The 24,662-nt window shown below is 56.6% G+C and carries 25 protein-coding genes and 1 pseudogene; 12 read left to right on the forward strand and 14 right to left on the reverse strand.

Features of this window, described 5'->3' with window-relative positions; all coding sequences use genetic code 11:
- Window positions 1–80 precede the first annotated feature (80 nt).
- On the forward strand, window positions 81–638 hold the full coding sequence (locus DW56_RS12875) for a GNAT family N-acetyltransferase (RefSeq protein ID WP_024552484.1): 558 nt from the start codon (window positions 81–83) through the stop codon (window positions 636–638).
- On the opposite strand, the gene pbpG is transcribed toward DW56_RS12875, so the two are convergent.
- Together pbpG and DW56_RS12885 are read right to left on the reverse strand one after the other, a co-directional pair.
- Entirely contained in the window at window positions 635–1,585 is a 951-nt protein-coding gene (pbpG, locus tag DW56_RS12880; protein ID WP_024552485.1) for a D-alanyl-D-alanine endopeptidase, read from the reverse strand. The two genes, DW56_RS12875 and pbpG, sit on opposite strands and share 4 nt — an antisense overlap.
- A gap of 171 nt (window positions 1,586–1,756) precedes the next feature.
- A complete protein-coding gene (locus tag DW56_RS12885; RefSeq protein WP_024552486.1) occupies window positions 1,757–2,344 on the reverse strand; it encodes a Yip1 family protein in 588 nt (195 codons plus the stop codon).
- A gap of 168 nt (window positions 2,345–2,512) precedes the next feature.
- Here DW56_RS12885 and DW56_RS12890 point away from each other — a divergent pair, with 168 nt between their 5' ends.
- A complete protein-coding gene (locus DW56_RS12890; protein WP_024552487.1) occupies window positions 2,513–3,088 on the forward strand; it encodes a DedA family protein in 576 nt (191 codons plus the stop codon).
- Here DW56_RS12890 and DW56_RS12895 read toward each other — a convergent pair.
- The gene (locus tag DW56_RS12895) at window positions 3,079–3,852 is read right to left on the reverse strand and encodes an SDR family oxidoreductase (RefSeq protein ID WP_024562298.1); all 774 of its coding nucleotides are present in this window, start codon (window positions 3,850–3,852) and stop codon (window positions 3,079–3,081) included. The genes DW56_RS12890 and DW56_RS12895 overlap by 10 nt on opposite strands.
- 211 nt (window positions 3,853–4,063) lie before the next feature.
- Here DW56_RS12895 and DW56_RS22455 point away from each other — a divergent pair.
- Window positions 4,064–4,147 (forward strand): annotated as a pseudogene (locus DW56_RS22455) (DUF1348 domain-containing protein); the annotation flags it as partial.
- Window positions 4,148–4,311: 164 nt separating this feature from the next.
- Window positions 4,312–4,395 (forward strand): small membrane protein YohP, encoded by an 84-nt coding sequence (yohP, locus tag DW56_RS23225; RefSeq protein ID WP_125454249.1) that lies wholly within the window; start codon window positions 4,312–4,314, stop codon window positions 4,393–4,395.
- Between the two features lie 31 nt (window positions 4,396–4,426).
- Here yohP and DW56_RS12900 read toward each other — a convergent pair whose 3' ends face one another.
- Window positions 4,427–5,377: an MBL fold metallo-hydrolase gene (locus DW56_RS12900; protein ID WP_024555360.1), complete on the reverse strand. Its 951-nt coding sequence runs from the start codon at window positions 5,375–5,377 to the stop codon at window positions 4,427–4,429.
- Window positions 5,378–5,453: 76 nt separating this feature from the next.
- On the opposite strand from DW56_RS12900, the gene DW56_RS12905 reads away from it, so the two are divergent.
- Entirely contained in the window at window positions 5,454–6,368 is a 915-nt protein-coding gene (locus DW56_RS12905; protein ID WP_024562038.1) for a LysR family transcriptional regulator, read from the forward strand.
- Here the strand turns inward: DW56_RS12905 and dusC are convergent.
- Window positions 6,365–7,297 (reverse strand): tRNA dihydrouridine(16) synthase DusC, encoded by a 933-nt coding sequence (dusC, locus tag DW56_RS12910; RefSeq protein WP_024552904.1) that lies wholly within the window; start codon window positions 7,295–7,297, stop codon window positions 6,365–6,367. The two genes, DW56_RS12905 and dusC, sit on opposite strands and share 4 nt — an antisense overlap.
- 235 nt (window positions 7,298–7,532) lie before the next feature.
- On the opposite strand from dusC, the gene DW56_RS12915 reads away from it, so the two are divergent.
- The 4 genes from DW56_RS12915 (at window position 7,533) to sanA (ending at window position 10,477) form a co-directional block, all read left to right on the forward strand.
- Complete coding sequence (locus DW56_RS12915) at window positions 7,533–7,928, forward strand: CidA/LrgA family protein (protein ID WP_024552905.1); 396 nt, start codon at window positions 7,533–7,535, stop codon at window positions 7,926–7,928.
- Window positions 7,928–8,623 (forward strand): CidB/LrgB family autolysis modulator, encoded by a 696-nt coding sequence (locus DW56_RS12920; protein WP_024552906.1) that lies wholly within the window; start codon window positions 7,928–7,930, stop codon window positions 8,621–8,623. Before DW56_RS12915 ends, DW56_RS12920 begins: the two co-directional genes overlap by 1 nt.
- 130 nt (window positions 8,624–8,753) lie before the next feature.
- A complete protein-coding gene (gene cdd / locus DW56_RS12925; protein ID WP_024552907.1) occupies window positions 8,754–9,638 on the forward strand; it encodes a cytidine deaminase in 885 nt (294 codons plus the stop codon).
- A 125-nt stretch (window positions 9,639–9,763) separates the two neighbouring features.
- Window positions 9,764–10,477 (forward strand): outer membrane permeability protein SanA, encoded by a 714-nt coding sequence (gene sanA / locus DW56_RS12930; RefSeq protein WP_024552908.1) that lies wholly within the window; start codon window positions 9,764–9,766, stop codon window positions 10,475–10,477.
- A 270-nt stretch (window positions 10,478–10,747) separates the two neighbouring features.
- Here the strand turns inward: sanA and mglC are convergent, their stop codons facing one another.
- From mglC to DW56_RS12965, 7 genes are all read right to left on the reverse strand, one after another.
- Window positions 10,748–11,758 (reverse strand): galactose/methyl galactoside ABC transporter permease MglC, encoded by a 1,011-nt coding sequence (mglC, locus tag DW56_RS12935; protein ID WP_024552909.1) that lies wholly within the window; start codon window positions 11,756–11,758, stop codon window positions 10,748–10,750.
- A gap of 15 nt (window positions 11,759–11,773) precedes the next feature.
- Window positions 11,774–13,294, reverse strand: a complete 1,521-nt coding sequence (gene mglA / locus DW56_RS12940) for a galactose/methyl galactoside ABC transporter ATP-binding protein MglA (protein ID WP_024552910.1) — start codon at window positions 13,292–13,294, stop codon at window positions 11,774–11,776.
- A gap of 86 nt (window positions 13,295–13,380) precedes the next feature.
- Window positions 13,381–14,376 (reverse strand): galactose/glucose ABC transporter substrate-binding protein MglB, encoded by a 996-nt coding sequence (gene mglB / locus DW56_RS12945; RefSeq protein ID WP_024552911.1) that lies wholly within the window; start codon window positions 14,374–14,376, stop codon window positions 13,381–13,383.
- Between the two features lie 287 nt (window positions 14,377–14,663).
- Window positions 14,664–15,689 (reverse strand): HTH-type transcriptional regulator GalS, encoded by a 1,026-nt coding sequence (gene galS / locus DW56_RS12950; protein WP_024552912.1) that lies wholly within the window; start codon window positions 15,687–15,689, stop codon window positions 14,664–14,666.
- Between the two features lie 154 nt (window positions 15,690–15,843).
- Window positions 15,844–17,001: a DUF418 domain-containing protein YeiB gene (yeiB, locus tag DW56_RS12955; RefSeq protein ID WP_024552913.1), complete on the reverse strand. Its 1,158-nt coding sequence runs from the start codon at window positions 16,999–17,001 to the stop codon at window positions 15,844–15,846.
- An 18-nt stretch (window positions 17,002–17,019) separates the two neighbouring features.
- On the reverse strand, window positions 17,020–17,688 hold the full coding sequence (gene folE / locus DW56_RS12960; RefSeq protein ID WP_024552914.1) for a GTP cyclohydrolase I FolE: 669 nt from the start codon (window positions 17,686–17,688) through the stop codon (window positions 17,020–17,022).
- Window positions 17,689–17,791: 103 nt separating this feature from the next.
- Window positions 17,792–18,940 carry a YbfB/YjiJ family MFS transporter gene (locus DW56_RS12965; RefSeq protein WP_024552915.1) on the reverse strand — a complete coding sequence of 383 codons (1,149 nt, stop codon included), beginning with the start codon at window positions 18,938–18,940 and terminating at the stop codon, window positions 17,792–17,794.
- Between the two features lie 129 nt (window positions 18,941–19,069).
- Between DW56_RS12965 and fghA the strand changes: the two genes are divergently transcribed.
- A complete protein-coding gene (gene fghA / locus DW56_RS12970) occupies window positions 19,070–19,900 on the forward strand; it encodes an S-formylglutathione hydrolase (protein ID WP_024552916.1) in 831 nt (276 codons plus the stop codon).
- A 99-nt stretch (window positions 19,901–19,999) separates the two neighbouring features.
- On the opposite strand, the gene DW56_RS12975 is transcribed toward fghA, so the two are convergent.
- Entirely contained in the window at window positions 20,000–21,469 is a 1,470-nt protein-coding gene (locus DW56_RS12975; protein WP_024552917.1) for an amino acid permease, read from the reverse strand.
- 183 nt (window positions 21,470–21,652) lie between these two features.
- Complete coding sequence (yieE, locus tag DW56_RS12980; RefSeq protein WP_024552918.1) at window positions 21,653–22,519, reverse strand: DNA-binding transcriptional regulator YeiE; 867 nt, start codon at window positions 22,517–22,519, stop codon at window positions 21,653–21,655.
- A 115-nt stretch (window positions 22,520–22,634) separates the two neighbouring features.
- On the opposite strand from yieE, the gene DW56_RS12985 reads away from it, so the two are divergent.
- A complete protein-coding gene (locus DW56_RS12985) occupies window positions 22,635–23,684 on the forward strand; it encodes a YeiH family putative sulfate export transporter (RefSeq protein WP_024552919.1) in 1,050 nt (349 codons plus the stop codon).
- A gap of 74 nt (window positions 23,685–23,758) precedes the next feature.
- Window positions 23,759–24,616: a deoxyribonuclease IV gene (gene nfo, locus DW56_RS12990; RefSeq protein WP_024552920.1), complete on the forward strand. Its 858-nt coding sequence runs from the start codon at window positions 23,759–23,761 to the stop codon at window positions 24,614–24,616.
- The last annotated feature ends 46 nt before the right edge of the window (window positions 24,617–24,662 follow it).

A 24,662-nucleotide genomic window follows, 5' to 3' on the forward strand; every position in this document is an offset into this window, starting at 1 on the left:
GATTATTTTTCGTACTAGAGTAACGGCTCCTGCCGCAGGCGCCTTGTCTGCGGCTCACACAGCAAGGGAAGGAGCATAATATGTCCGTTGTCGAAATCCTGCCGACGACTGAGATAGCAATCCGCGACGTTACAGCGGAAGACGTAGATGCTATTACCTCAATTTATGGCTGGCACGTGCGTCATGGGCGCGCCTCGTTTGAAGAGATGGCGCCGGATGCCGCGCAGATGGCCGGGCGCATTGAGCAAATCCAGCGTCAGGGGCTACCCTGGCTGGTCGCCACCCTCCACGGGGTGGTGGTCGGCTACTGCTACGCCACCCTTTACCGTTCCCGTCCCGCCTACCGCTATACAGTGGAAGAATCTATTTATGTGGAAAACAGCATGCGCGGGCGCGGTATTGGCAGCGAACTGCTGGCGGCGTTAATTCACCGCTGCGAGGAGGGGCCGTGGCGACAGATGATCGCGGTCATTGGCGATGGCGAAAATAACCAGGGCTCGCACCGGCTGCACCGTCAGCAGGGTTTTGAGGTGGTGGGACACCTCAAAAGCGTGGGCTTCAAGCATGGCGACTGGCGCGATACCCTGATCATGCAGCGTCCGCTCAACAAAGGCGACTGGACGCTGCCGGGGAACTAATCGTCCTGGGCGTTACCACCTGCGGCGCTGTTGCTTGCCATCTGCGCCGCTTTTTGTTTTTTGTAGCTTAACGCGGAAGCAGGAACCGGCGTCACTTTGCCCGTTTCAAGCCAGGTGCGCAGGCGGCTGGCATCGGCAAAATGGGTATACTTGCCAAACGCATCCATTACCACCAGCGACACCGGGCGGCCTTTAATTACCGTACGCATCACCAGACAATGGCCCGCCGCGTTGGTAAAGCCGGTTTTGGTCAGCTGGATATTCCAGTTCGGGCGATAAACCAGATGGTTGGTATTGCGAAACGGCAGCGTATAGGCGGGATTAGAGAAGGTCGCCATATCTTCATGCGTGGTGCTGAGCTGGCCTATCAGCGGATACTGCTTGCTGGCAATGAGCAGCTTAGTGAGATCCCGCGCCGTTGAAACGTTATGAATGGACAGCCCCGTCGGCTCTACGTATCGGGTATGCGTCATGCCCAGCGCTTTCGCTTTGGCGTTCATGGCGCGGATAAACGCATCGTAGCCGCCCGGGTAATGGTGCGCCAGGCTCGCCGCCGCGCGGTTTTCGGAAGACATCAGCGCCAGCAGCAGCATATTTTTGCGGCTTATTTCGCTGTTCAGGCGCACGCGGGAGTAAATGCCTTTCATCTCCGGCGTGTGGCTGATATCCACCTTCAGCTTTTCATCGAGCGGCAAATGCGCATCCAGCACTACCATCGCGGTCATTACTTTGGTGATGGAGGCTATCGGGCGGATGAGATCCGGGTGGCTGGAATAGAGCACCTTGTTGGTTTCAAGGTCGACAATCATGGCGCTGCCGGAAGCGATTTCCGGCTGGGCCGCCGTCACAGCAGCGGCAGGCGTTTTAGCGGCGAAGGCGTGCGGCGCAAAAGGCGCAGCCAGCATAAGCGTCAATGTTAACAACGAATGGCGGATTTTTTTCGGCATGGTGTTTGTTCAGATTATTATTCACAAGCGTAATGACGCACACCGTTACCGTTCAACATATTTATAACGGCAGCGGGCGCGGCATGATACTCCGGCGCCCTGCTAAACCGCTACTGGAGAATCGTGTCGAAAGCTTACGTTGCCGGCGCTAACGCCAGCAACGCGCTTTCCTCAGAATAGCCGATATCCATAACCCCACAACACCACGGTCAGCGCCAGCAGGACTTCCAGCACCAGCACGCCGATAGCAAGCGTCGAGCCCGAGAAATTCAGCCCCTCTTCCCGGTTGATGTTAAGGAAGGTAGGAATACCGATATAAAGCAGATAACCGGTGTAAAAGAGCGCAAGGGTACCTACCAGCGCGCAAAGCCAGACCACCGGATAAAGTGCCACCACGCCGCTTAAAAAGAGCGGAGTTGCGACATAGCCGGCAAAGACCATACAGCGCGCCAGCGAGGGACGCTGCGGCAGGCTGCGCGCCATCCACCAGATAACGCGGCCCATCACGGCCACGCCTGCCAGCATCAGCGCATAAAAGAGTATGGCCAGAGAAAAACCGGTAACGAGCGAGAGCCGCACGACGTTGCCGTCGTCAAAATCCCAGCCGATCTGCGTAGTGCCGATAAAAGCGCAGACGACCGGAATAGCGGCCATTAACAGAACATGATGAGTGTAATGATGCGAAACGGTTTCGTTTTCGCGCCGGATGGTTTGCATTTCACGATCGGGATGGGAGAAGAGTCCCCAGACATGGTTCATAACGCCCCCTTAAGTCGCCCAGATAATGCGATGTTAAGTATAACGCACACAGCGATTAAAAATTGAGCAAAGCGCATTTTCCAGGCAGACAAACCCGTCGTTGAGCCCGTTGTGAATTTCAGGGTATATGCTTTAAGGAAAGCGTTAACAGGAGAACCGCTTACACCGATGGATATCAACGCGTTAATTGCCCAGTATGGCTATGCAGCGCTGCTGGTCGGCAGCCTCGCGGAAGGCGAAACCATTACGCTTTTGGGCGGCGTGGCCGCGCATCAGGGATTATTGAAGTTCCCCCTGGTGGTGCTGGCGGTGGCGCTTGGCGGAATGATTGGCGACCAGGCGCTCTATCTTTTTGGCCGTCGCTTCGGCAACCGCGCGCTGACGCGTTTTTCCCGCCACCAGAAGAAAATTGACCGCGCCCAGCGGCTTATCCTGCGTTATCCGGTGTGGTTTGTTATCGGCACGCGCTTTATGTACGGCTTTCGCGTTATCGGCCCGCTGCTGATCGGCGCAAGCCGCGTACCGCCGAAACTCTTTTTGCCGTTGAATATTGTCGGCGCGCTGTTGTGGGCGCTGATTTTCACAACGCTTGGCTACGCGGGCGGTGAAATTATCGCCCCCTGGCTTGAGCGCATCGACCAGCATCTTAAACACGCAATCTGGCTGGTGCTTGCCGTAGGGATCGTCTTGCTGCTGCGCCTTTTGTTAAAACGGCGCAGCAGGAAGCGGGAAAATCAGGACTGAGGTTTAAACTGCGGGTTAGCGAGCATAAAGCCGCCGTCGACAATAAACGACTGACCGGTGGTATAACTGGCGTCTTCAGAACAAAGCCAGGCCACCAGGCTTGCAATCTCTTTGGTTTCACCCGGGCGCGCCAGCGGCACATTGGGTAATGAGCCCGGTTTCGCGTCGCCTTCCTGCATGTCGTTCATCGGCGTGGCAATCGCGCCCGGCGCGACGGAATTAACCAGTATGTTGTAACTAACAAGCTCCAGCGCCATCGATTTTGTCAGCCCGCCCAGCGCATGCTTCGCAGCGGTATAGGCGCTTGCTTCCGGCAGCGGCGTGTGTTCATGCACTGAGGTGATGTTGACAATGCGCCCGCCCTGCCCTTGTTTTACCATCGCCCGCGCGGCGATTTGCGAACAAAGAAACGCGCCGTGTACGTCAACGGTAAAAATTTGCTGCCAGTCGTTAAAATCGACCTCCAGAAACGGCGCTTTGTTCATGGCGCCCGCGTTATTAACCAGCGCGTCGATACGGCCAAAACGATCGATAAGCGTCTGAATGGCGTTCGCCCCGTCGGGCAGGTCGCTCAGGTTAAGCTGGATGGTTTCGGCGCGGCGTCCAAAGCTTTCCACCTCTTTCGCCGTCTCTTTCGCCCCGGATTCATCTTTATGCCAGGTGATCCCGACGTCGTATCCCTGTTTTGCGAGGTAAACCGCGCACTTCTTGCCAATGCCCGAATCTGACGCAGTGACAATCGCCACCTTGTTTGCAGAACTCATTGCGACCTCCGGTGTTTTCCAAAGAAGGAATAAGTATAGAAGAGGCCGGGAAACTGACCGCGTAAGTGAAAAAGCTTTTCAGTTCGCTTGTCATGCGGGGCTGCGCGCCAGCCATGCTTGCACAAGAGCGACTGCGCTCGCCAATGCCCTCGCTTTGCGCCATAACTATCGCCCCGTCCACCCGCAGCGCCAGCCGTTTCGCCGGCACCAGCTTACCGAAAGCGAGCGCCGCTTTTTCTGGCCGCAGGGCCGCCGTCCAGACGACTATCCGGGCCTGAGCGACCACGGCTTTTAACGCCTGGAGCAGGAAAGCGAGCGTAAGCCGGGCGGAGAAAACTGCCCGCAGCTGCCTGTTTTTCACGCAACCGAACGTCATCGGGACGGCAAGCTCGCCACAAAAGGCTACGCTTTCCTTGTAGCATCAATATTTTGCTCACTACACAAGGAGAATTAGAGATGATGAAGCTACTGCTGTGGGCCATTCTGATTATTTTTATTATCGGGTTACTGGTGGTCACGGGCGTCTTTAAGATGATCTTCTGACCAGAAGGGCGCCGCCTGCGCGGCGTCCTGCTTACTGGCTTTGCAGGCTGCTGTAGTTAACCGGCACCCAGCGATACCCTTCCCCTGCTTTCTTCACCTTGCCAATACCCGGAAACGCAATGTGCGCCGAGGCGATCCAGACATTTTCGCGCGCCGCCATCGCCAGCGTCGCTTTACGTCTCTCCACCGCTTTCGCCTGATCGACATCAAAATGAATGGCCACGTCGGGCTGGGGCATCTGCACCGCCTGTACATGGATGATATCGCCCCACAACAGCATGGTTTCCCCGCCGCGGCTGACCTGGTAAATCACGCTGCCCGGCGTGTGCCCGCCTGCCGGCAGCGCCTTAATACCCGCTATGATTTCAGCAGGCGCGGTGAAAGGCTTAAGCTTACCGGCATCGATAACCGGGCGCAGCGAACGCGCCGACTCGGCAAAGGTATGTCGCTGGCTCTGTTCAACGTCACTTTCATGCGCCGGGTTCAGCCAGAAATCGACGTCGCGCTGATCCACGCGCACCGTGGCGTTGGGGAAAGCGGGCTTTCCGTCGTGCTGAACGCCGCCTGAGTGATCGGCATGAATATGCGTCAGCAGCACCGTATCAATCTGTTCCGGCGCAATGCCTGCCGCTCTCAGGTTCTCCAGCAGATGACCGCCCGCCTTACCAAAAAGCGGGCCTGCGCCGGTGTCGACCAGGATAAGCTGTTTGCCGGTGTTTATCACATAAGCGTTAACAGAGGTTTCTGTTTGCGGCGTCATTGCCTGATCCGCCATTCGCTTTGAGAGCGTAGCGTGGTCGATATGCGTAAGCAGCTTTTCGCTGTCGATAACCACGGTGCCGTCAGAAACTGCGGTGATCTGCCAGTCGCCGAGCATCATGCGATAAAAGCCAGGCGCCTGGCTCGTCGCCATCGGCAGCGGTTTAGCCGTAACGCTAAAGGCGCACAGCAGAAGAGTGGCAAGCGTCAGCGTAAATTTCATAATGCGTCTCCGGGTTGATTTGTCTTGTCGAAGTATCCGCCCGGCGATACTATCACTCCAATTGATTGGAGAGATTATGACTATCAAAGAAAATGATTTTCGTAAAATCGACCTGAACTTGCTTATCGCCTTTGCGGTGCTGTTTCGCGAACAAAGCGTGTCGCTGGCGGCGGATAAACTGCATCTCGGCCAGCCAGCGGTAAGCGGCGCGCTGTCGCGGCTCAGGGAGATGTTCGACGACCCGCTGTTTGTGCGCAGCGGCCACCGCATGCAGCCTACCGCGCGAGCGCAGGCGCTGCATGGCGAGCTAATGCCGTTGCTTGAACAGCTGCAAAGCGCGCTGTTTCAGCAGGCAGAGTTCCACCCGCAGCAGGCGAACGCCACCGTAACGCTTGGCATGACAGACTGGGTGGAGATGTGGCTGATGCCGCAGCTTATTCCGGCGCTGCGCGATGCCGCGCCGGGCCTGCGCCTGAACGTGGTGGCGAGCGATCCTTTCACCGACGCGCAGCGCCTGGAAGGGGGCGAGCTCGACATGGCGATAAGCGTGGCGCAGGCTTCCGCCCGCTGGCAGGAGCGCGAAGCGCTGACGCAAATGCCGTTCGTCACGCTCTGGCACCCTGAGCAAATCACGCTGAATAATCCGCTTTCGCTGGAAAGCTACGCCGCGCAGCCGCACCTGCTGGTAACTTACCGTGAAGCGTCCAGCAGCCAGATAGATACGCTGCTGGCAAAGCAGGGGCAGCGGCGCACCGTATGCTACACCACGCCCCATTTCGCCGCCCTGCCCGGCCTGCTTCGACAGATGCCCGCCCTTGCCACCGTTCCCGCCGGGTTATCGGCAAGCTGGCAGCGCAACTGGGGGCTGACGGCGAGCCCGGTGCCGCTGGAAGTGCCGCCAATTGAAGTGGCGATGCTCTGGCATCAGCGGCATAACAGCGACCCGGCGCTGATGTGGCTGCGGGAATTTATTCGCCAGCGCTTTGGTTAATGGCGGTTGATGGCTTCGGCTATCGCCGCTGAGGTGGTTAAGGTGCGAATTTCGCGAAACAGCTCTGTCGCTTCGCTGTATTCCTGACGCAAATAGCCGAGCCACTGCTTGATGCGCGCTACGTGATACATGCCGGTGTCACCCTGCTTTTCCAGCCGGGTATATTTTTGCAGCAGCCGCACGACTTCGGGCCAGGCCATACGCGGCTCGTTATATTTAATCACCCGGCTCAGGTTGGGCACATTCAGCGCGCCGCGGCCTATCATCACCGCATCGCAGCCGGTGGCCTGCATGCACGCCCGGGCGCTCTGCCAGTCCCAGATTTCCCCGTTGGCGATAACCGGAATGGCGAGCCGCTCGCGAATTTCGCCAATGGCCTGCCAGTTAATGCGCTCGGCCCGGTAGCCATCTTCTTTGGTGCGGCCATGCACCACCAGCTCCGTCGCGCCTGCCTGCTGCACGGCGTCGGCGATTTCGAAACGCCGCTCGCCGCTGTCCCAGCCAAGCCGCACTTTTACCGTCACCGGCAGATGCGAAGGCACCGCCTCGCGCATCGCCTTCGCGCCGCGGTAAATCAGTTCCGGATCTTTAAGCAGCGTCGCCCCGCCGCCGCTGCCGTTGACAAGCTTTGACGGACAGCCGCAGTTTAAATCAACGCCCCAGGAGCCAAGCTCTACCGCCCGCGCCGCATTTTCACCAAGCCACTGCGGATGCTGCCCAAGCAATTGCACGCGAACCCGCGTGCCGGAAGGCGTGCGGCTCTGGTGATGCAGCTCCGGGCAGAGCCTGTAGAAGGATTTCACCGGCAGCAGCTGGTCCACCACGCGTAAAAATTCAGTGATGCAAAGATCGTAATCATTCACTTCTGTCAGGAGTTCGCGCACAAGCGAATCGAGCACTCCTTCCATCGGCGCCAGTAAAACGCGCATATCGTTACCCGTGAGAAAAAGAGGCGCTATGGTAGCGCCTGCGGCGGCTGGCTGAAAGAGGCCTCAGGCGCCGCTTACGGTTATTTAGCAGAGATAAGCCGCGTCGCGGTTGCGCGCTACGTTCCACAACTGTGCCTTGCAGGAATATCAGGTATGCTGACAATTCATGGTGTGATCGGTAGCACAGTTTACGCTTTAATTGTATGATGAATGCATTCCGCAAAGGGTGACTTTCATGAGTATTACGCTGACGACTCTCTGGCAATTCATACGCGCTTTTCTGTTAATTTACGCCTGCTTATATGCGGGCATCGCCATCGCCGCTTTACTGCCGATCACCATTCCCGGCAGCATTATCGGCATGCTCATTCTCTTCTTACTGCTTTCGTTGCAAATCCTCCCGGCAAAGTGGGTTAAGCCGGGTTGCCACGTGCTGATTCGCTATATGGCGCTGCTTTTCGTGCCGGTGGGTATCGGCGTGATGCAGTATGTCGACGTGCTTCGCGCGCAGTTCGGCCCGGTGGTGGTCTCCTGCTTTATCAGCACGCTGCTGGTGTTTCTGGTGGTGAGCTGGAGTTCGCACCTGGTACATGGCGAGCGCAAAGTGGTCGGTCAGAAGGAGAAAAAGTGATGCTTGAGAATATCTGGTGGTCGCTGCCGCTGACGCTGGCGGTTTTCTTCGGCGCGCGCAAACTGGCGGCGAAGCTGAAATCGCCGCTGCTTAACCCGCTGCTGGTGTCGATGGTCATCATCATTCCTTTTCTGGTGGCGACGGGCATCTCCTATGAGCGCTATTTCGCCGGCAGCAAAATTCTGAACGATCTTTTACAGCCCGCCGTGGTGGCGCTGGCGTTTCCGCTTTATGAGCAATTGCACCAAATCCGCGCACGCTGGAAATCCATTATTACTATCTGCTTTATCGGCAGCATGGTGGCGATGATAACCGGCACTTCCGTCGCGCTGCTGATGGGCGCAAGCCCCGAAATCGCCGCCTCGGTGCTGCCTAAATCGGTTACCACGCCAATTGCGATGGCGGTAGGCGGCAGCATCGGCGGCATTCCGGCTATCAGCGCCGTGTGCGTGATCTTCGTGGGTATTCTCGGCGCGGTTTTCGGCCATAGCCTGCTGAACCTGATGCGTATTCGCACTAAAGCGTCCCGGGGTCTTGCAATGGGTACGGCCTCGCACGCTTTAGGCACGGCGCGTTGCGCGGAGCTGGATTACCAGGAAGGTGCGTTCAGCTCTCTGGCGCTGGTGATTTGCGGCATTATTACCTCGCTTATCGCGCCGTTTTTATTTCCGCTGATCCTGACGGTTTTCGGCTAAAAGTTGCGATACGTCGCGCAATTTCTTTTGAAATTTCATTTGTTGCATAGGCAGTGAGACGAAAATCACATATAAAGCCCATCGAGGCCCGTAAACTACGGTTCCAGTAAACTGATAAGAGGCTTAGCCCATGCATTCACGTTTTGAATCTGCTTTTGCACAGCTTCCCGCCGCGTTGCAGGATGTCCTGGCGCCGTGGCTTAATGATGACCACTTCCCGGCCATGCTGAGCGCAAGTCAGGTTGAAGCGGTAAAACGCCACAGCGGGCTGGACGACGAAGCGCTGGCTTTCGCGCTGTTGCCGCTGGCGGCCGCCTGCGCGCAAACGGATATCTCCCATTTTAATGTCGGCGCCATTGCGCGCGGGCTGAGCGGCGCGCTCTATTTCGGCGCCAATATGGAATTTACCGGCGTGGCGATGCAGCAAACCGTGCATGCAGAGCAAAGCGCCATCACTCACGCCTGGATGCGCGGCGAAAAAGGCCTGAGCGCCATTACCGTGAACTACACGCCCTGCGGCCATTGCCGCCAGTTTATGAACGAGCTGAACAGCGGCCTGACCCTGCGTATTAACCTGCCAGGACGCGCCCCTTCGAAGCTTGGCGATTATTTGCCAGACGCCTTCGGCCCGCGCGATCTGGACATCAAAACATTGATTTTCGATGCAGAGGATCATGCTTTCGCCTTAAAAGGCGAAGCGTTCGCCGACGCGGCCATTAAAGCGGCCAGCCGCAGCCACGCGCCTTACAGCCAGTCGCCTTCCGGTATCGCGCTGCAAACCGCTGACGGCCAGATCTTTACCGGCAGCTATGCGGAAAACGCCGCGTTTAACCCTTCTCTTCCCCCTTTGCAGGCGGCGCTCAATCTGCTGAGCCTGAACGGCTACGGCTGGCGCGATATTCAGCGGGCCGCGCTTGCGGAAAAAACCCAGGCGAATATCGTTCAGTGGGATGCCACCGTAGCTACGCTACGCGCTGTTGGCTGCCATGCGGTGGAACGCATAGCGCTCGATTAATCAAAGCCCTGCGGATGAACTGTCCGCAGTGGTGAAATTTCCTTCAACCGATTCGCTGTTTCTTGCTCTTGCCCCACGGGTAAAGTAGCCTTGGATGACATTTCACCCCTGCTCCGAGTGCCTGAATGTTGAAGCGTTTGTTATACAGCCTGCTGGTTCTGATTAGCCTGGTGCTGTTAACTGCGCTTGGGCTTGATCGCTGGATCAGCTGGAAAACGTCGCCCTACGTTTACGATGAATTGCAGGATCTTCCCTACCGCCAGGTGGGGGTAGTGCTGGGGACGGCGAAATATTATCGCACCGGGGTGATCAATCAGTATTACCGCTATCGTATTCAGGGCGCGCTGAACGCCTATAACAGCGGCAAGGTGAATTACCTGCTGCTTTCCGGCGATAACGCGCAGCAAAGCTATAACGAGCCGATGACGATGCGCAAAGACTTGATCGCCGCAGGCGTCGACCCGGCGGATATCGTGCTGGATTACGCGGGTTTTCGCACGCTGGATTCCATCGTGCGCACGCGCAAAGTCTTTGATACCAACGACTTCATTATCATTACCCAGCGATTCCACTGCGAACGCGCGCTTTTTATCGCCCTGCATATGGGCATTCAGGCGCAGTGTTATGCGGTGCCTTCACCGAAAAATATGCTGCCGGTGCGCATCCGCGAATTCGGCGCCCGCCTGGGGGCGCTTGCGGATCTCTATATCTTCAAGCGCGAACCGCGCTTTTTAGGGCCGCTTATTCCTATCCCCTCCCTGCATGAAGTGCCCGACGACGCCCAGGGTTATCCGGCGGTAACGCCAGAGCAGCTGCTGGAGTTGCAGAAGAAGAAATAGCGCCGGGTTTTTCGTGTCCGGGCAAAGTAAAAGATGAGGTTGCCCGTAAACGCGCCCGCAGCGCAACGCCTTCGGTTGTTGGCTTTCTCTTCAGAGGAGGAGAAAAAAGGCTCTGGCCGGTTACGCTGCGGCGTTTATCAGGAAGGTTATTTATCGCCGCCCGCAATGCATGCAAAAACAAAAGACAGCCCTGTTTACCTGCCCTGCCCTGCCCTGGCGTTACCCATAAAAAAGCCCCCGTCTCCGGAGGCTTTTTCACAGGGTGAGCTATTACTTCTTACGCGCGTATTTCAGTGAGTCCAGCGCAACTGCGAAGATAATAATGGCGCCCTTGATGATGTACTGCCAGTAAGGGTTCACGCCGATATAGGTCAGGCCGTAGTTGATAACGGTGAAGATGATCACACCGGTTACCACGCCGAGCACCGTGCCCACGCCGCCGCTGAAAGAGACCCCGCCCACTACGCAGGCTGCGATAGCGTCAAGTTCATACATAAAGCCCAGGTTGTTGGTTGCAGAACCGATACGGCCCGCTTCCAGCAGCCCGCCGAAGGCGTAGAACACGCCAGAGAGCGCATAAATCATCAGCAGGTTCAGCGCGACGTTCACACCAGAGACCTTTGCTGCTTCAGGGTTGCCGCCGATGGCGAAGATGTTTTTGCCAAAGCGAGTTTTATTCCACAGGATCCAGACGAACGCTACCGCGATTAACGCATAGAAGGTGATATAGGAGAGCCTGAAGCTGCCTATGGCAAGAAACCCTTGCGTAAAGGTCGAGAAGCCGCTGTCGAAGCCGGAAATCGGCGACGCGCCCACGAAGTCGTAATACAGGGAGTTAATACCGTAAACGATAATCATGGTGCCGAGGGTGGTAATAAACGGCGTTACGTTCAGGTAAGCGATAACAATGCCGTTAATCAGGCCGATAATGGCGCCGATGGCGCAGACGATAAGAATCACCACCGGAATCGGCATGGTCGCCATTTCCGGGAAGACTTTGTTGGCGTTTTCCATAGACTGCAAAAGCGTTGCCGCGACTACCGCCGCCAGGCCAACCTGGCGCCCCGCAGAAAGGTCGGTCCCCTGCGTCACAATAAGCCCCGCCACGCCGAGCGCGATGATAATACGCACTGAAGACTGGGTCAGAATGTTACTTAAGTTAAGCAGGCTTAAAAAAGTGGGATCCTGGAAAATAATAATGGCCAGCAACACTAAAAGAACGACGTAAATACCGCCTTCTTTCAGATAAGTGAGAAAACTCTTCTTATTTAACGCACTCATGAGGAGCCCCTGATATTAAAGGTGCAAAGACGCAAGACGCAAAATTTCATTTTGCGTTGTCGTTTTGGTGTCAACAATTCCGGAGACGAGGCCATTGCTCATTACCAGAATACGATCGGTTATCCCTAACAGCTCTGGCATTTCGGAGGAGATAATAATGATCCCTTTGCCTTTTTTCGCCAGTTCAGCAATAAGCTGATAAATTTCAAATTTCGCGCCTACGTCAATGCCGCGCGTTGGTTCATCGAGCATTAATATTTCCGGTTGCGTCAGCAGCCAGCGGCCAATAATTACTTTTTGCTGGTTGCCGCCGGAAAGCGAACCAATTTGCGTGCGGTGTCCTGGCGTTTTTACGCGCATGGAATCGATAACCCACTGGGTATCGCTTTTCATGCGGGAATTATCCAGCAGACCGATTTTGTTTTTGTAGTTGCGAATATTGGAGATCAGGGAGTTAAAACCGATGTCCAGATAAGCGTAAATCCCCGTTGAGCGACGCTCCTCGGTCACCAGCGCAAAGCCGTGATTAATGGCTTCGTTCGCGGTGTGGTTATTAATCTGTTTGCCGTGCAGGGTAATGGTGCCCGCCGATTTTTCGCGGATGCCAAATAATGTTTCCACAATGTCGGTGCGTCGTGCGCCTACCAGGCCTGCGATGCCGAGAATTTCTCCTTTATGCAAGTCAAAGGAGACATCGCGGATAGAAGGCTGGCGCAGCGAAGTCAGGTTGCGCACTTCAAGAATCACTTCGCCCGGTTTGTTCTCTTTATCCGGGAAGCGCTGGTTGAGCGAGCGGCCTACCATCATGGCGATGATCTTATCCATATCCAGCCCTTCCAGCGGCTGGGTGGCGATCCACTGTCCGTCGCGCAAAATCGTAATTTCGTCGCAGAGCTGGAATATCTCTTCCATTTTATGGGAGATATACACAATGCCGCAGCCGCGCTCTTTCAGCTTGCGGATAATTTTAAAGAGATGGTTTACCTCTTTTTCCGTCAGCGAAGAGGTCGGCTCATCCATGATGACGATTTTGGCGTCGTAGGAGAACGCTTTGGCGATTTCAATCATCTGCATCTGTGAAACAGAAAGCGTGCCGACGCGCGCGCGGGGATCGATATCAATATCCAGCTCGTCGAAAATCGCTTTGGTATCACGATACATTTTGTCCTGATCGACAAAAACCCCTTTGGTGGGGTAGCGACCAAGCCACATATTGTCCATAACGGAGCGCTGAAGAACCAGGTTTAATTCCTGATGCACCATGGAAATACCATTTTCCAGCGCTTCTTTGGCCGAATGAAAATCAATTTCTTTTCCCAGGAAAAGAATGCTGCCGGAATCTTTTTGATAGATCCCAAAAAGACACTTTAATAACGTTGATTTACCCGCGCCGTTCTCCCCCATTAATGCATGAATGGAGTGAGGACGAACTTTTAAATTAACGTTATCGAGTGCCTTAACGCCCGGGAAAGACTTGTTGATATTGGTCATTTCCAACAAGTATTCGCCTGACGACTGCGTAGTATTGCTGACCATAATTATACCTGGCTGCGAGAGTGTTGGCTTTGCATGGCACGGTTTAAAAGGGGCGCCTGCGCGCCCCAAAAAAGTATTACTTAATCTTATTTGCTGGAGAACTGCGCCAGATTGTCTTTATCAACGCCGACGTAAGGAATACGTACGACTTTGTTTTCAATTTTCCAGTTGGTGCCGTCAGCAGCGCCTTTGCCCTGCGCCAGGTTTTTCGCCAGATCGAAAGTCGCTTTCGCCTGGTTGTTGGCGTCGTTCAGCACGGTGCCGGCCATCGCGCCGGATTTCACCAGCGCCAGCGCTTCCGGCAGGGCGTCAACGCCGAAGACCGGGACGGAAGATTTGTTGTGCGCTTTCAGCGCTTCTACCGCGCCCATCGCCATTGCGTCGTTGTTAGCAATCACGACTTCAATTTTGTTCGCGTTCGGGCCGGAGAGCCAGGCGTCCATTTTGTCTTTCGCCTGAGCGGTGTCCCACATAGCGGTATCTAACGCCAGCTGCTGGGTTTTGATGCCTTTATCGTTCAGCTCTTTGATAACGTAAGTGGTACGCGCTTCGGCATCCGGGTGGCCCGGTTCGCCTTTCAGCAGCACGAACTGGATCTGGCCGTCTTTGTTCAGGTCCCAGTTTTTGTTAGCGCCCCAGTGCTTGGCGATGAGATCGCCCTGGATAACGCCGGATTCTTTGGAGTCGGTCCCTACATAAAAAGCTTTGTCGTAGCTGTCGAGCGCTTTGCGTGAAGGTTCTTTGTTATAGAAAACCACCGGCACGTTCTGGCCGCGCGCTTTTTCAATCACGGTGCCTGCCGCAGCCGGGTCAACCAGGTTGATGGCCAGCGACTTCACGCCTTTAGCCAGCAACACGTCAATCTGGTCATTCTGCTTGGACTGGTCGTTCTGCGAGTCGTTCATCAGCAGTTCAACGTCCGGAGTGGCTTTTGCTTCTTTTTCAATGGCCTTGCGTACTACGGACATGAAGTTATCGTCATACTTATAAATGGTCACGCCAATACGGTCAGCAGCCTGAGCAGCGGTGCCAAACAGCATGCAGGACATAACGGCAGACAGAGTAAGGACCTTCTTATTCATGGTATCTCCGGTTTTATGCAGGGTAGTTCTGATGAAAAACGGGCGGCGGGGTAGTAATGTTAAAAGAGTGTTACTAACCACCGAAGCTCACTTTAAAATTTTCTTCCCTGATCGATAACGCTCCAGCACTGCTTTTTTTGATTGTTTTTGGACCGTAAACCATGCTCTTAGCGCAACGCTGCTGTTACATAGTGTTTCAGCCTTTAAAACGCTGACATCATAGACCAGCGTAATGTTAATATACTGTGAATTTACTCACAGATTGAAAGCGGTTACATCACGCTCGTTTATAAACTAGTGATCGGCCCCACACTTTGCTTCACCGCCACGGAATGGCGACGCACCAGGGTCGGCATAAAACAGTGGCTGGCCTGTAAATCCAGCTCTCCTGCGGCGCCAAGCAGCGCCAGTTCTGTCGCGAGCCGCGCCATTGAAACAATGGGATAGCGCACGGTAGTGAGTTGCGGATCGGTGTAACGGGCGATGGGAATATCATCAAAACCAATAAGTGACAAATGCTGCGGCACCGCAATGCCGTTATCTTTAAGCGCCGTGAGCGCGCCCGCCGCCATGCTGTCGTTATAGGCAAACACGGCGGTGAGTTGCAGATTGCGGCCTAACAGTTCCACCATCGCCGCCTCGCCGCCCTGCATATCCGGGCTACCCATGCCGATCCAGCTTTCCGGCGCAGACACCCCCTGCTCCGCCAGCGCCCGCAGCCAGCCTTCTTTACGCTGGTCGTCATCTTCAATGCGGTGAGCGGAAGCCAGATAGCCGATGCGCTGATGGCCGTTGCTTTGCAGCATGCGGGTTGCCATCATCGCCCCGCTGATGTTATCAAGCCCTACGCAGCGATGCGCATAGCCCGGCACGATGCGGTTGATAAGCACCATACCGGGAATTTGCTCAAGAAAGCTGGCAAGTTCTTCATCGCAAAGCGCTTTTGCGTGCACGATTAACGCGCTGCAACGCTGGCGAATCAGCACTTCAATGGCATGACGCTCTTTTTCCGCTTCGTGATAGCTGTTGCCGATGAGCACATATTTATTATGCTGCTGAGCGACCGTATCCACCGCTTTCACCAGCGCGCCGAAAAAGGGGTCGGAAACATCCATGACCACGACGCCGATGGTGTCGCTGACCTGCGTGGCCAGCGCCTGGGCATTAGCGTTTGGCCGGTAGCCAAGCTGGCTGACCGCCTGCATAACGTTTTCACGCGTTTCAGGACTCACCAGCGCGCTGTTATTGAGGACTCGGGAGACGGTAGCGACAGAGACGCCCGCAAGCCTTGCGACGTCACGAATAGTGATCATGGCGATCACCTTTAAGTAATTGGCAGCGATTCACGAATACCCCCTGTGTAAGCCTGGGGGCTATTCTCGCAGCGCAAAGCCAGGCGCTACGTGAAGCGCATCACAGCGCTGGAAACGGTTACATGCGAAATGTTAACGATTGTGATCCAGATCGTTATCTGGTTGTTTGCGAGAGGGAGACGCCAGAGGCCCGGGCGGTAAGCTGGCGCCACAGCCATTCAACCGGCCCCTGCCGGAAACGACGCAGCCAGAGCACGGAGAAAAGCAGGTTAACGCTCCAGACCGCAGGCACGAAAGCCAGCAGCTGCAACCGGTCGAACTTCATAAACAGGCCGAAGCGATGAAACAGCGTGATGCAAATCAGCGATTGCAGCAGGTAGTTGGTCAGCGCCATGCGTCCAACGCACGCCAGCGCGCCGGTGAACTTTAGCTTTGCGAGCGAAGGCCAGAAGCTGTAAATCAGCGCCGCGTAGCCAAGGGTCTGTAACGGCGCGCTGATTTCACGCGGCGCCTGCAAATAAAACGCGGTCCAGCGGTAATCCCAGCCAAGCCGCCACTGCGCGATGACCGCAGGCAGATTAATCAGCAGACCTGCGGCAATAAGGATCAGGCCGGTGCGGCGATAGTGTTGCAGGCTGAACTCGCCGCGCAACCAGCCGCTGCGCATCAGCGCCGCGCCGATAAGCATCATGCCCGCCAGTTGCCAGCCATACTGCGCGCCCAGCGCGAGCAAACTTGAAGAGAGCAAATCAAGCCGGTTGTCGATAGCTTCCAGGCCGCCCTTCAGCTTCCAGTACTGCTCGTATTGCAGGTTTGCCGCGTCCGGCAGCCACGAGCGATTTATCTGATCGCCTGTGATGGCGCCAAGCAGGAGCAAGATCCCCACGCCCATGAGGTAGAGCATCACGCCGGTATTAAACAGCGATTTCGCCCCCGGCGCGTCGCGCACCATTCGCCAGCTGACAAGCCCCACCAGCCCGTAAGCCAGCAGGATATCGCCATCCCAGAGGAAAACGGCATGCAGTAAGCCGAAGATCGCAAGCAGGCTTAAACGCGCCTGGATCCAGCGTTTTCCGCGCACCAGCAGCATTTGCAGGCCCGCGCCGAACAGCAGAGCAAACAGGGTGAGGAATTTAACCTGCGCGAAGAGATCCATCAGCGCCCAGGTCCAGGCGTCGCGGCTTGTCGCCTCGCCATACCAGGCGGGATTGAGGTAGGCCGCCTTCGGCAAGCCGAAGGCGTTAATGTTTAACAGCAGGATGCCAAGAATGGCGACGCCGCGAACCACGTCCAGCGTGACGTTTCTTGCCATGGCAGCCTGCCCTGTCGCTTAGCTGGAGTGGCGCACGGCGCGCAGAAACTCCTGGCGCGTGTTCTGACTGGACTTGAACAGCCCGCCAAGCGAAGTCGTGGTGGTAGCGCTGGTCGCATCGCGAATGCCGCGCGCTTTCACACAGTAATGCACCGCATCAATTGAAACCGCCACGTTGTTGGTGCCAAGCAGCGTTTGCAACGCGACCAGCACCTGCTGCGTTAAGCGCTCCTGCACCTGCGGGCGCTGAGCGAAGAACTGTACGATACGGTTGAGTTTTGACAGGCCAATCACCGAATCTTTCGGGATATAAGCCACGGTGGCTTTGCCATCGATAGTCACAAAATGGTGTTCGCAGGTGCTGGTCAGCGTGATATCGCGCACCGTGACCATCTCATCCACGTTCATTTTGTTTTCAATGACGGTGATTTTCGGGAAATTCGCGTAGTCCAGGCCGGAGAAAATCTCGTCGACATACATCTTGGCGATGCGGTGCGGCGTTTCCATCAGGCTGTCATCGCTCAGATCGAGATTAAGCAGTTGCATAATCTCGGTCATATGACCGGCGATAAGGCGCTTGCGGGTTTCGTTATCCAGCTCGTGCAATGGCGGGCGCAGCGGCGTCTCCAGCCCACGCGCAACCAGCGCCTCGTGTACCAGGGCAGCTTCTTTTGAGAGTAATGACATCTTTATTTTTCTCCAGCAGGTGTGACCAGCCTTTGCCGCAGGGGCAAAGTGAGCGTTCATTGTGCGTGAGCGGACGCACATAATCCAGTAGCGGGACCGATAATTATTGGGATTGACGATTCCTTTGATCGTCGCGCCGCCAGACCAGCGCGCCGCCGATGACCAGCGCAGCGCCGGCAATCCATAGCGCAGGCTCCAGCCTGCCGGTGAGAAAAGTGGAAACGGCTGAGGTCATCGGCCCCACAAGCTGACCCACCGCATAGCCGGTGGTAAGCAGCCCTGCGAGATACCGCGTATGCTCCGGCGCCAGTTCCCGCCCGTAGTGTAACGAAAGCTGCACGGCGCAAAGAAAGCCGCCGCCCACCAGCAGCGCGCCGATAACCAGCCCGTTAATGCCCGGCAGCCATGCGGCGGCCACCACGCCCGCCGCCTGTAGCCACAGCACCACCGCCAGCCGCTGATTGCTTTGCAACACGCCGCGAAGCAGGATGCTGAGCGCGATGCCGATGACCGAAGCGCCGCCGAACACAGGCCAGACAAACTGCGCGAACAGGCTGCCGGGAAAACGCGCCGCCGCCATTTGCGAAAGAAAAGTAGCAGGCAGTATGTAACCAAACCCGGCAAGGCTGTAGCTCCAGACCAGCTTTTTCAGGCCGGAGGTTAAGCGCAGCGGCGCAGGCTGGCTGCCGGGGCGGTGAAGTTGCCCCCGGCGCGGCAGGTTGCGGGCGACAAGCGCGATAAACAGCAACGCCAGCACGCCGTAAATAAGCCAGCCCTGCTGCGCGCTAAGCCCGGCGCCGTGTATCCAGACGGCCAGCAGACCGCTGATGGCGATGCCTGCGCCTGGTCCTGCGAACACGGCCGCGCTAAGCCCGGGCCTGCCGAAATGCGCGAGCTGCTCGTTGGTCCAGGCGGCCATTAACACCAGCCCCCAGCCGCTCATACAGCCAATCGCAAAGCGTAGTAGCGCGTGCGGCCAGGGCCCGGCGACAAAGGCGGAAAGCAGCGTCAGCAAGACCGCGCCGCCGATGCCCGCCCACAGGCGAAGCTCCACCCGCGTTTTTGCCCGCATCGCATCCCATGCGCCTGCCAGATACCCCAGATAGTTGGCGGCCGCCACCAGACCCGCGCTGGTGAGCGTTAACTGCCCCTCCCCCACCATCAAAGGCACCTGCGGCGTAAAGGCGAAACGTCCAATCCCCATGACGACAACCAGTGCAAGAAATCCGGTGAGTGCAATCCGCAGCGCCACAGCGCCCCCATTTGTTAAAATAAAGTTACCGCTATGATGCAGCATGGCTTCTGGAAGGTGAAGTGAAACTTGTTCACCCGCCAATGAGCGTTTGCGCTATGCTGTTCAGCTACTTATAAGGAGCCGCCTATGGAACTGCTCGACGAGCATCGCTGTTTTTCCGGCCAGCAGCAGCGCTGGCGACATCATTCTGAGACGCTCAATTGCGCCATGATCTTCAGCATTTTTCTGCCGCCTGAAGCCGACTCCCCGCCGCCGGTGCTTTACTGGCTCTCCGGCCTGACCTGCACCGATGAAAATTTCACCACCAAAGCGGGCGCGCAACGCGTGGCGGCTGAACTTGGCATTGCGTTAGTGATGCCGGATACCAGCCCGCGCGGCGACGACGTGGCGGACGCCGAGGGGTACGACCTCGGCAAAGGCGCTGGCTTTTATCTTAACGCCAGCGAAGCGCCGTGGGCATCGCACTATCGCATGTATGATTACCTGCGCGATGAGCTGCCGGGGGTTATCGCTGAAAACTTCAGGGTCGCTGACCGCTGTTCCATTAGCGGCCATTCCATGGGCGGCCACGGGGCGCTGATTATGGCGCTGAAAAATCCGGGGCGCTTTCGTTCCGTTTCCGCTTTCGCCCCTATCGTCAACCCGGCGGCCGTGCCGTGGGGGAAAAAAGCGTTCACCGCGTATCTGGGCGAAGATGAAAATCTGTGGCGGGAGTGGGACAGCTGCGCGCTGATGGAAAACGCCGCGCCTGAACAGGCTATCCCTACGCTTATCGACCAGGGCGACAGCGATCCGTTCTTTGGCGAGCAGCTCCAGCCGGAGCGGCTTGATGAAGCGGCGCGCGAAGCGGGCTGGCCGTTAACCCTGCGCATGCAGCCGGGCTACGACCATAGCTACTGGTTCATCGCGACCTTTATTGAAGAGCATTTGCGCTTTCACGCGCAGCATTTGCGTTAAGCGCGCAGCCGCGGTCACGGCGGACGGCGCATTGCTGAGCGCCTCTGCCAATACGGTGCGGCACCACAATAAAAAAGGGCGCTTATCGCGCCCTTTTCATTACTTCTTCAGATGTTCCGGAAAGGTCATTTCGCTGTAGCGTACGAAATGGGTTCCCCGGGTCCACTTGTAGCCGAACCAGATAATCAGGAACAGCGGAATGCCGATATAGGTTGCCGCGACCGCCGTCCAGTCAATGGTATCTTCCAGGAAAGCCTGATAGTTCTGGCCCAGCGTGATGATAAGACAGAGCACGAAGGCGAAAATCGGCCCCAGCGGGAAGAAACCGGAGCGGTACGGCAGATCGTTAATGTCATTGCCCTGCATCACATAGCCGCGACGGAAGCGGTAGTGGCTGATGGCAATGCCAAGCCAGGCGATGAAGCCCGTCATCCCGGACGTATTAAGCAGCCACAGGTAAACGGTCTGGTTGCCAAACATAGAGGTGAGGAAGCAAAGCCCGGCAACCACCGTGGTGGCATACAGCGCGTTGCGCGGCACGCCGCCTTTTGAAAGCTTTGAGAAAATGCGCGGCGCTTTGCCGTCGCAGGCCAATGTATAAAGCATGCGGGTGGAGGCATACATGCCGGAGTTACCCGCAGAAAGTACTGCCGTGAGGATAACCGCGTTCATGATAGCCGCTGCGCCCAACAGGCCGGCATGTTCAAACACCAGGGTGAACGGGCTGACGCTGATGTCTTTAACATCATTGCGCAGCAGGCTCGGGTCGGTATACGGAATAATCAGGCTGATGATAAGAATGGCGAAGACATAGAACAGCAGGATACGCCAGAAAACCTGACGCACCGCGCGCGGAATGTTTTTCGCCGGATCTTCAGATTCACCCGCCGCGATGCCGATAAGCTCGGTGCCCTGGAAAGAGAAGCCGACAATCATCGCCACGCCAATCATCGCGGCAAAACCGCCAGCAAACGGCGCTTCGCCCACTTGCCAGTTGCTCCAGCCCGCCGGTTCGGCGCCTTTGAAGATGCCGACGATCATCGCAATGCCGACCAGGATAAAGATAATGACGGTCGCCACTTTGATGAGCGAGAACCAGTACTCCGCCTCGCCAAAGCCTTTTACCGAAATGTAGTTAAGCAGGAACATAATGCCGAGGAAGACAGCGCTCCAGATCCAGCCTGGCGTATCAGGGAACCAGTAGCTCATCACAAGCTGCGAGGCCACGAGATCGACGGCGATCGTCACCGCCCAGTTGTACCAGTAGTTCCAGCCCAGCGCGAAACCGAAGCCTTCTTCCACGTAATTCTGGCCATAGGTCGCGAACGAGCCGGATACCGGCATATAGGCCGCCAGCTCGCCGAGGCTGGTCATCAGGAAATAGACCATCAGGCCGATGAGTATGTAGGAAAAGAGCGCGCCGCCGGGGCCCGCCTGAGAAATCGTCGCGCCGGATGCGACAAAAAGCCCTGTGCCGATGGAGCCGCCGATGGCGATCATCGTCAAATGACGCGCCTTCAGTTCACGGCGTAGCGCAGGCGCTTGTGTGGTTTTAGATTCGGAAACCATATAAAAATAATGCCCATCCATCAAAAGAGGCGCGATTGTAGCAGACTCAAACCGAAGCGCCTGGTGGAAATACGCTGTTATAAGAGACGTTCATGATAGCCGCTGGATCATAAGTAAAGCAGCGGCGCGAAGGAAATGTGCAAATTTTTTCTTATGACCGACGGCGCCAGTAAGCCGCCGGGTTCAGGGCTCGCAATAGCGCAAAAAGCGCTGCAACGCGTTGGAAAGGTGCTTCTGACGATGATGAATGCGGTAAAGCGTGCGCGTCAGGCGCGGCAACGGCGCGTTTATCTCCACCAGCGAGCCGGTTTCCAGCTGCTCGGCAATGACCCGGCGCGACAGACAGCTTATGCCAAGCCCGTGGCGAACCGCGTGCTTAATGGCTTCGGAGTTGCCAAGCTCCATCGCCAGCACGAACTGCGGCAGGTGCGATAACAACAGATAGTCGACGATTTCGCGCGTGCCGGAGCCTTTCTCGCGCAGGATCCAGGGCGCGGCGGCGAGGCGCTCCAGCGTGACCTCTTCATTTAATAGCGGGCTGGCGGGCGAGGCGAAGATCACCAGTTCATCTTCAAGCCAGGGTTCAGTCACAATCTCCGCCATATGGCACGGCCCTTCAATAAGCCCGATGTCGACGCGAAAATCGGCGACGGCGTTGATCACATCCTGACTGTTGCCAACGCTCATCTCCAGCGGCAGCGAGGGAAAGTCGCGGCGATAGCGGGCAATCACTTCCGGCAAAATGTAGTTGCCAATCGTGCTGCTGGCGTAAACGCGAATAGCGCCATTTTCTTCGCGAAAGAGCTGCTCTATTTCGCCCGCCTGCTCAAGCAGCGCGACCGCGCGCGGATAAAGCAGCCTGCCATGTTCATTGACCACCAGTCGTTTGCCCACGCGGTCAAAAAGCTGTACGCCGAGCTGGCCTTCTAAATCGGTTAACGCCGCGCTGACGGCCGATTGCGACAGCGCCAGCATTTGCGACGCCTGCGTGGTGGAACCGCTTTTCAACACTTCGGCAAACACCTCGAGCTGACGCAGAGTGATATGCATGGTTGGCCTCAACAGTAAGCTTTCTTACCACTTATGATGATTAATTATAAATATATAATCAATTTTATTTTTAAGCCGCCGGGCCTTACGCTTCTGCTGACAAAAGGAGAAGGCTATGACAACACAGATACTTCATAAACGGCGGCACACACTAGTGCATTATCTCCCGGGTCTGGCGCTTACTGCGTTGATAACCGGCCTGGCGCTGTGGGCAGGCGCTATTCCGGCGGTTTCGGCCACGGGCTTCAGCGCCCTGACGCTCGCTATTCTGGGCGGCATGGTCATCGGCAATACGGTTTACCCTCGCCTCTGGCAGCCGTGCGACGCTGGCGTGCTGTTCGCCAAACAGCATTTACTACGACTGGGCATTATTCTTTATGGCTTTCGCCTGACTTTTGCGCAAATCGCTGATGTCGGCGCGAGCGGGTTGCTCATTGATATTCTCACGCTCAGCAGCACTTTTTTCCTCGCCTGCTGGCTTGGAAAAAACGTTTTCCGGCTTGACCGTGAAACCAGCTGGCTGATTGGCGCGGGCAGCAGCGTCTGCGGCGCGGCGGCCATTCTCGCCACTGAGCCAGTCATTAAAGCGCAGGCCAGTAAAGTAACCGTAGCGGTGGCGACGGTAGTGATTTTCGGCACCCTGGCCATCTTTCTCTACCCCATAATGTGGCCCTGGCTTAACGCCTTTTTCTCGCCTGAAACTTACGGCGTTTATATGGGTTCAACCATGCATGAGGTGGCGCAGGTGGTGGCCGCAGGCCATGCCGTAAGCCCCGAGGCGGAAAATGCGGCGGTTATCGCGAAAATGCTGCGCGTCATGATGCTCGCCCCCTTCCTGCTTTTCCTGGCGGCGCGGGTAAAACAGCTGGCCCCTGCGGGCGACGGCAAGCGCAGCGCCATCACGATCCCGTGGTTCGCTATCCTGTTTATTCTGGTGGCGGTGTTTAACTCTTTCCATCTGCTGCCGCAAAAAGCGGTGGATGCGCTGGTGCTGCTCGACACCGTGCTGCTGGCGATGGCGATGGCCGCGCTCGGCATCACGACGCACCTCAGCGCGCTGAAAAAAGCGGGCGTGCGGCCGCTGCTGATGGCGCTTACGCTCTTTTTCTGGCTGATCGCGGGCGGCGGCGCGATTAATGTTGTGGTGCATCGATTGATGGCATAAACCGGCACGCGCTTTCCCGGCCTTTCCCGCTATGATAAAACGTTCCCCCTTTGCGGGTATGACAGGAGAGAAAGATGAAGTTTATTGGAGCGCATGTCAGCGCCTCCGGCGGGCTTGCCAACGCCGCCATCCGCGCCGCCGAGATTGGAGCAACAGCCTTCGCGCTGTTTACTAAAAACCAGCGTCAATGGCGTGCCGCCCCGCTCACTCCGGCCATTATTGAGGAATTTAAAGCCGCCTGTGAAAAACATGGCTATGGCCCGGGACAGATCCTGCCGCACGACAGCTTTTTGATTAACCTCGGCCATCCGGAAGCGGAAGCGCTGGAAAAATCGCGCAAGGCGTTTATTGATGAGCTGACGCGCTGCCAGCAGCTGGGGCTAACGCTGCTGAACTTCCATCCGGGCAGCCATTTACAGCAGATAAGCGAAGAGGCGTGCCTGTCGCGCATTGCGGAATCGGTCAATATCGCGCTTGACCAGACCGAAGGGGTGACCGCCGTGATTGAAAATACCGCGGGTCAGGGAAGCAACCTCGGTTTTCGTTTTGAACATCTGGCGGCGATTATCGACCAGGTGGAAGATAAATCTCGCGTCGGGGTCTGCATCGATACCTGCCACGCTTTTGCGGCGGGTTACGACCTGCGTAGCGAAGAAGCGTGCGAAAAAACGTTCGCCGAGTTTGAGCGTATCGTCGGCTTTAAGTATTTACGCGGCATGCATTTGAACGACGCGAAAAGCGCTTTTGCAAGCCGGGTAGACCGCCATCACAGCCTCGGCGAGGGCAATATCGGCCATACGCCGTTTCGCTGGCTGATGCGCGACAGCCGCTTCGACGGCATACCGCTGGTACTGGAAACCATCAACCCGGATATCTGGGCAGAAGAGATTGCCTGGCTTAAGGCGCAGCAAATCGATACCGCTACCGCCTGAAATGCGTGGCCAAAAAAAAGCTCCCCGAAGGGAGCTTTTTTATTGC

Source organism: Franconibacter helveticus LMG 23732, assembly GCF_000463115.2.
Taxonomy (GTDB): Bacteria; Pseudomonadota; Gammaproteobacteria; order Enterobacterales; family Enterobacteriaceae; genus Franconibacter; species Franconibacter helveticus.

What these genes read in the sequence shown, in the direction of transcription:
- DW56_RS12890 (WP_024552487.1), top strand. Translation starts at nt 2,513, where the DNA reads ATGGATATCAACGCGTTAATTGCCCAGTATGGCTATGCAGCGCTGCTG.
- DW56_RS12905 (WP_024562038.1), top strand. Translation starts at nt 5,454, where the DNA reads ATGACTATCAAAGAAAATGATTTTCGTAAAATCGACCTGAACTTGCTT.
- yeiB (WP_024552913.1), bottom strand. Translation starts at nt 17,001, where the DNA reads ATGGCAAGAAACGTCACGCTGGACGTGGTTCGCGGCGTCGCCATTCTT.
- DW56_RS12915 (WP_024552905.1), top strand. Translation starts at nt 7,533, where the DNA reads ATGAGTATTACGCTGACGACTCTCTGGCAATTCATACGCGCTTTTCTG.
- DW56_RS12900 (WP_024555360.1), bottom strand. Translation starts at nt 5,377, where the DNA reads ATGAAATTTACGCTGACGCTTGCCACTCTTCTGCTGTGCGCCTTTAGC.
- pbpG (WP_024552485.1), bottom strand. Translation starts at nt 1,585, where the DNA reads ATGCCGAAAAAAATCCGCCATTCGTTGTTAACATTGACGCTTATGCTG.
- DW56_RS12985 (WP_024552919.1), top strand. Translation starts at nt 22,635, where the DNA reads ATGACAACACAGATACTTCATAAACGGCGGCACACACTAGTGCATTAT.
- DW56_RS12920 (WP_024552906.1), top strand. Translation starts at nt 7,928, where the DNA reads ATGCTTGAGAATATCTGGTGGTCGCTGCCGCTGACGCTGGCGGTTTTC.
- fghA (WP_024552916.1), top strand. Translation starts at nt 19,070, where the DNA reads ATGGAACTGCTCGACGAGCATCGCTGTTTTTCCGGCCAGCAGCAGCGC.
- DW56_RS12885 (WP_024552486.1), bottom strand. Translation starts at nt 2,344, where the DNA reads ATGAACCATGTCTGGGGACTCTTCTCCCATCCCGATCGTGAAATGCAA.
- sanA (WP_024552908.1), top strand. Translation starts at nt 9,764, where the DNA reads ATGTTGAAGCGTTTGTTATACAGCCTGCTGGTTCTGATTAGCCTGGTG.
- DW56_RS12975 (WP_024552917.1), bottom strand. Translation starts at nt 21,469, where the DNA reads ATGGTTTCCGAATCTAAAACCACACAAGCGCCTGCGCTACGCCGTGAA.
- yieE (WP_024552918.1), bottom strand. Translation starts at nt 22,519, where the DNA reads ATGCATATCACTCTGCGTCAGCTCGAGGTGTTTGCCGAAGTGTTGAAA.
- yohP (WP_125454249.1), top strand. Translation starts at nt 4,312, where the DNA reads ATGAAGCTACTGCTGTGGGCCATTCTGATTATTTTTATTATCGGGTTA.
- mglC (WP_024552909.1), bottom strand. Translation starts at nt 11,758, where the DNA reads ATGAGTGCGTTAAATAAGAAGAGTTTTCTCACTTATCTGAAAGAAGGC.
- dusC (WP_024552904.1), bottom strand. Translation starts at nt 7,297, where the DNA reads ATGCGCGTTTTACTGGCGCCGATGGAAGGAGTGCTCGATTCGCTTGTG.
- cdd (WP_024552907.1), top strand. Translation starts at nt 8,754, where the DNA reads ATGCATTCACGTTTTGAATCTGCTTTTGCACAGCTTCCCGCCGCGTTG.
- nfo (WP_024552920.1), top strand. Translation starts at nt 23,759, where the DNA reads ATGAAGTTTATTGGAGCGCATGTCAGCGCCTCCGGCGGGCTTGCCAAC.
- mglB (WP_024552911.1), bottom strand. Translation starts at nt 14,376, where the DNA reads ATGAATAAGAAGGTCCTTACTCTGTCTGCCGTTATGTCCTGCATGCTG.
- DW56_RS12895 (WP_024562298.1), bottom strand. Translation starts at nt 3,852, where the DNA reads ATGAGTTCTGCAAACAAGGTGGCGATTGTCACTGCGTCAGATTCGGGC.
- folE (WP_024552914.1), bottom strand. Translation starts at nt 17,688, where the DNA reads ATGTCATTACTCTCAAAAGAAGCTGCCCTGGTACACGAGGCGCTGGTT.
- mglA (WP_024552910.1), bottom strand. Translation starts at nt 13,294, where the DNA reads ATGGTCAGCAATACTACGCAGTCGTCAGGCGAATACTTGTTGGAAATG.
- DW56_RS12875 (WP_024552484.1), top strand. Translation starts at nt 81, where the DNA reads ATGTCCGTTGTCGAAATCCTGCCGACGACTGAGATAGCAATCCGCGAC.
- galS (WP_024552912.1), bottom strand. Translation starts at nt 15,689, where the DNA reads ATGATCACTATTCGTGACGTCGCAAGGCTTGCGGGCGTCTCTGTCGCT.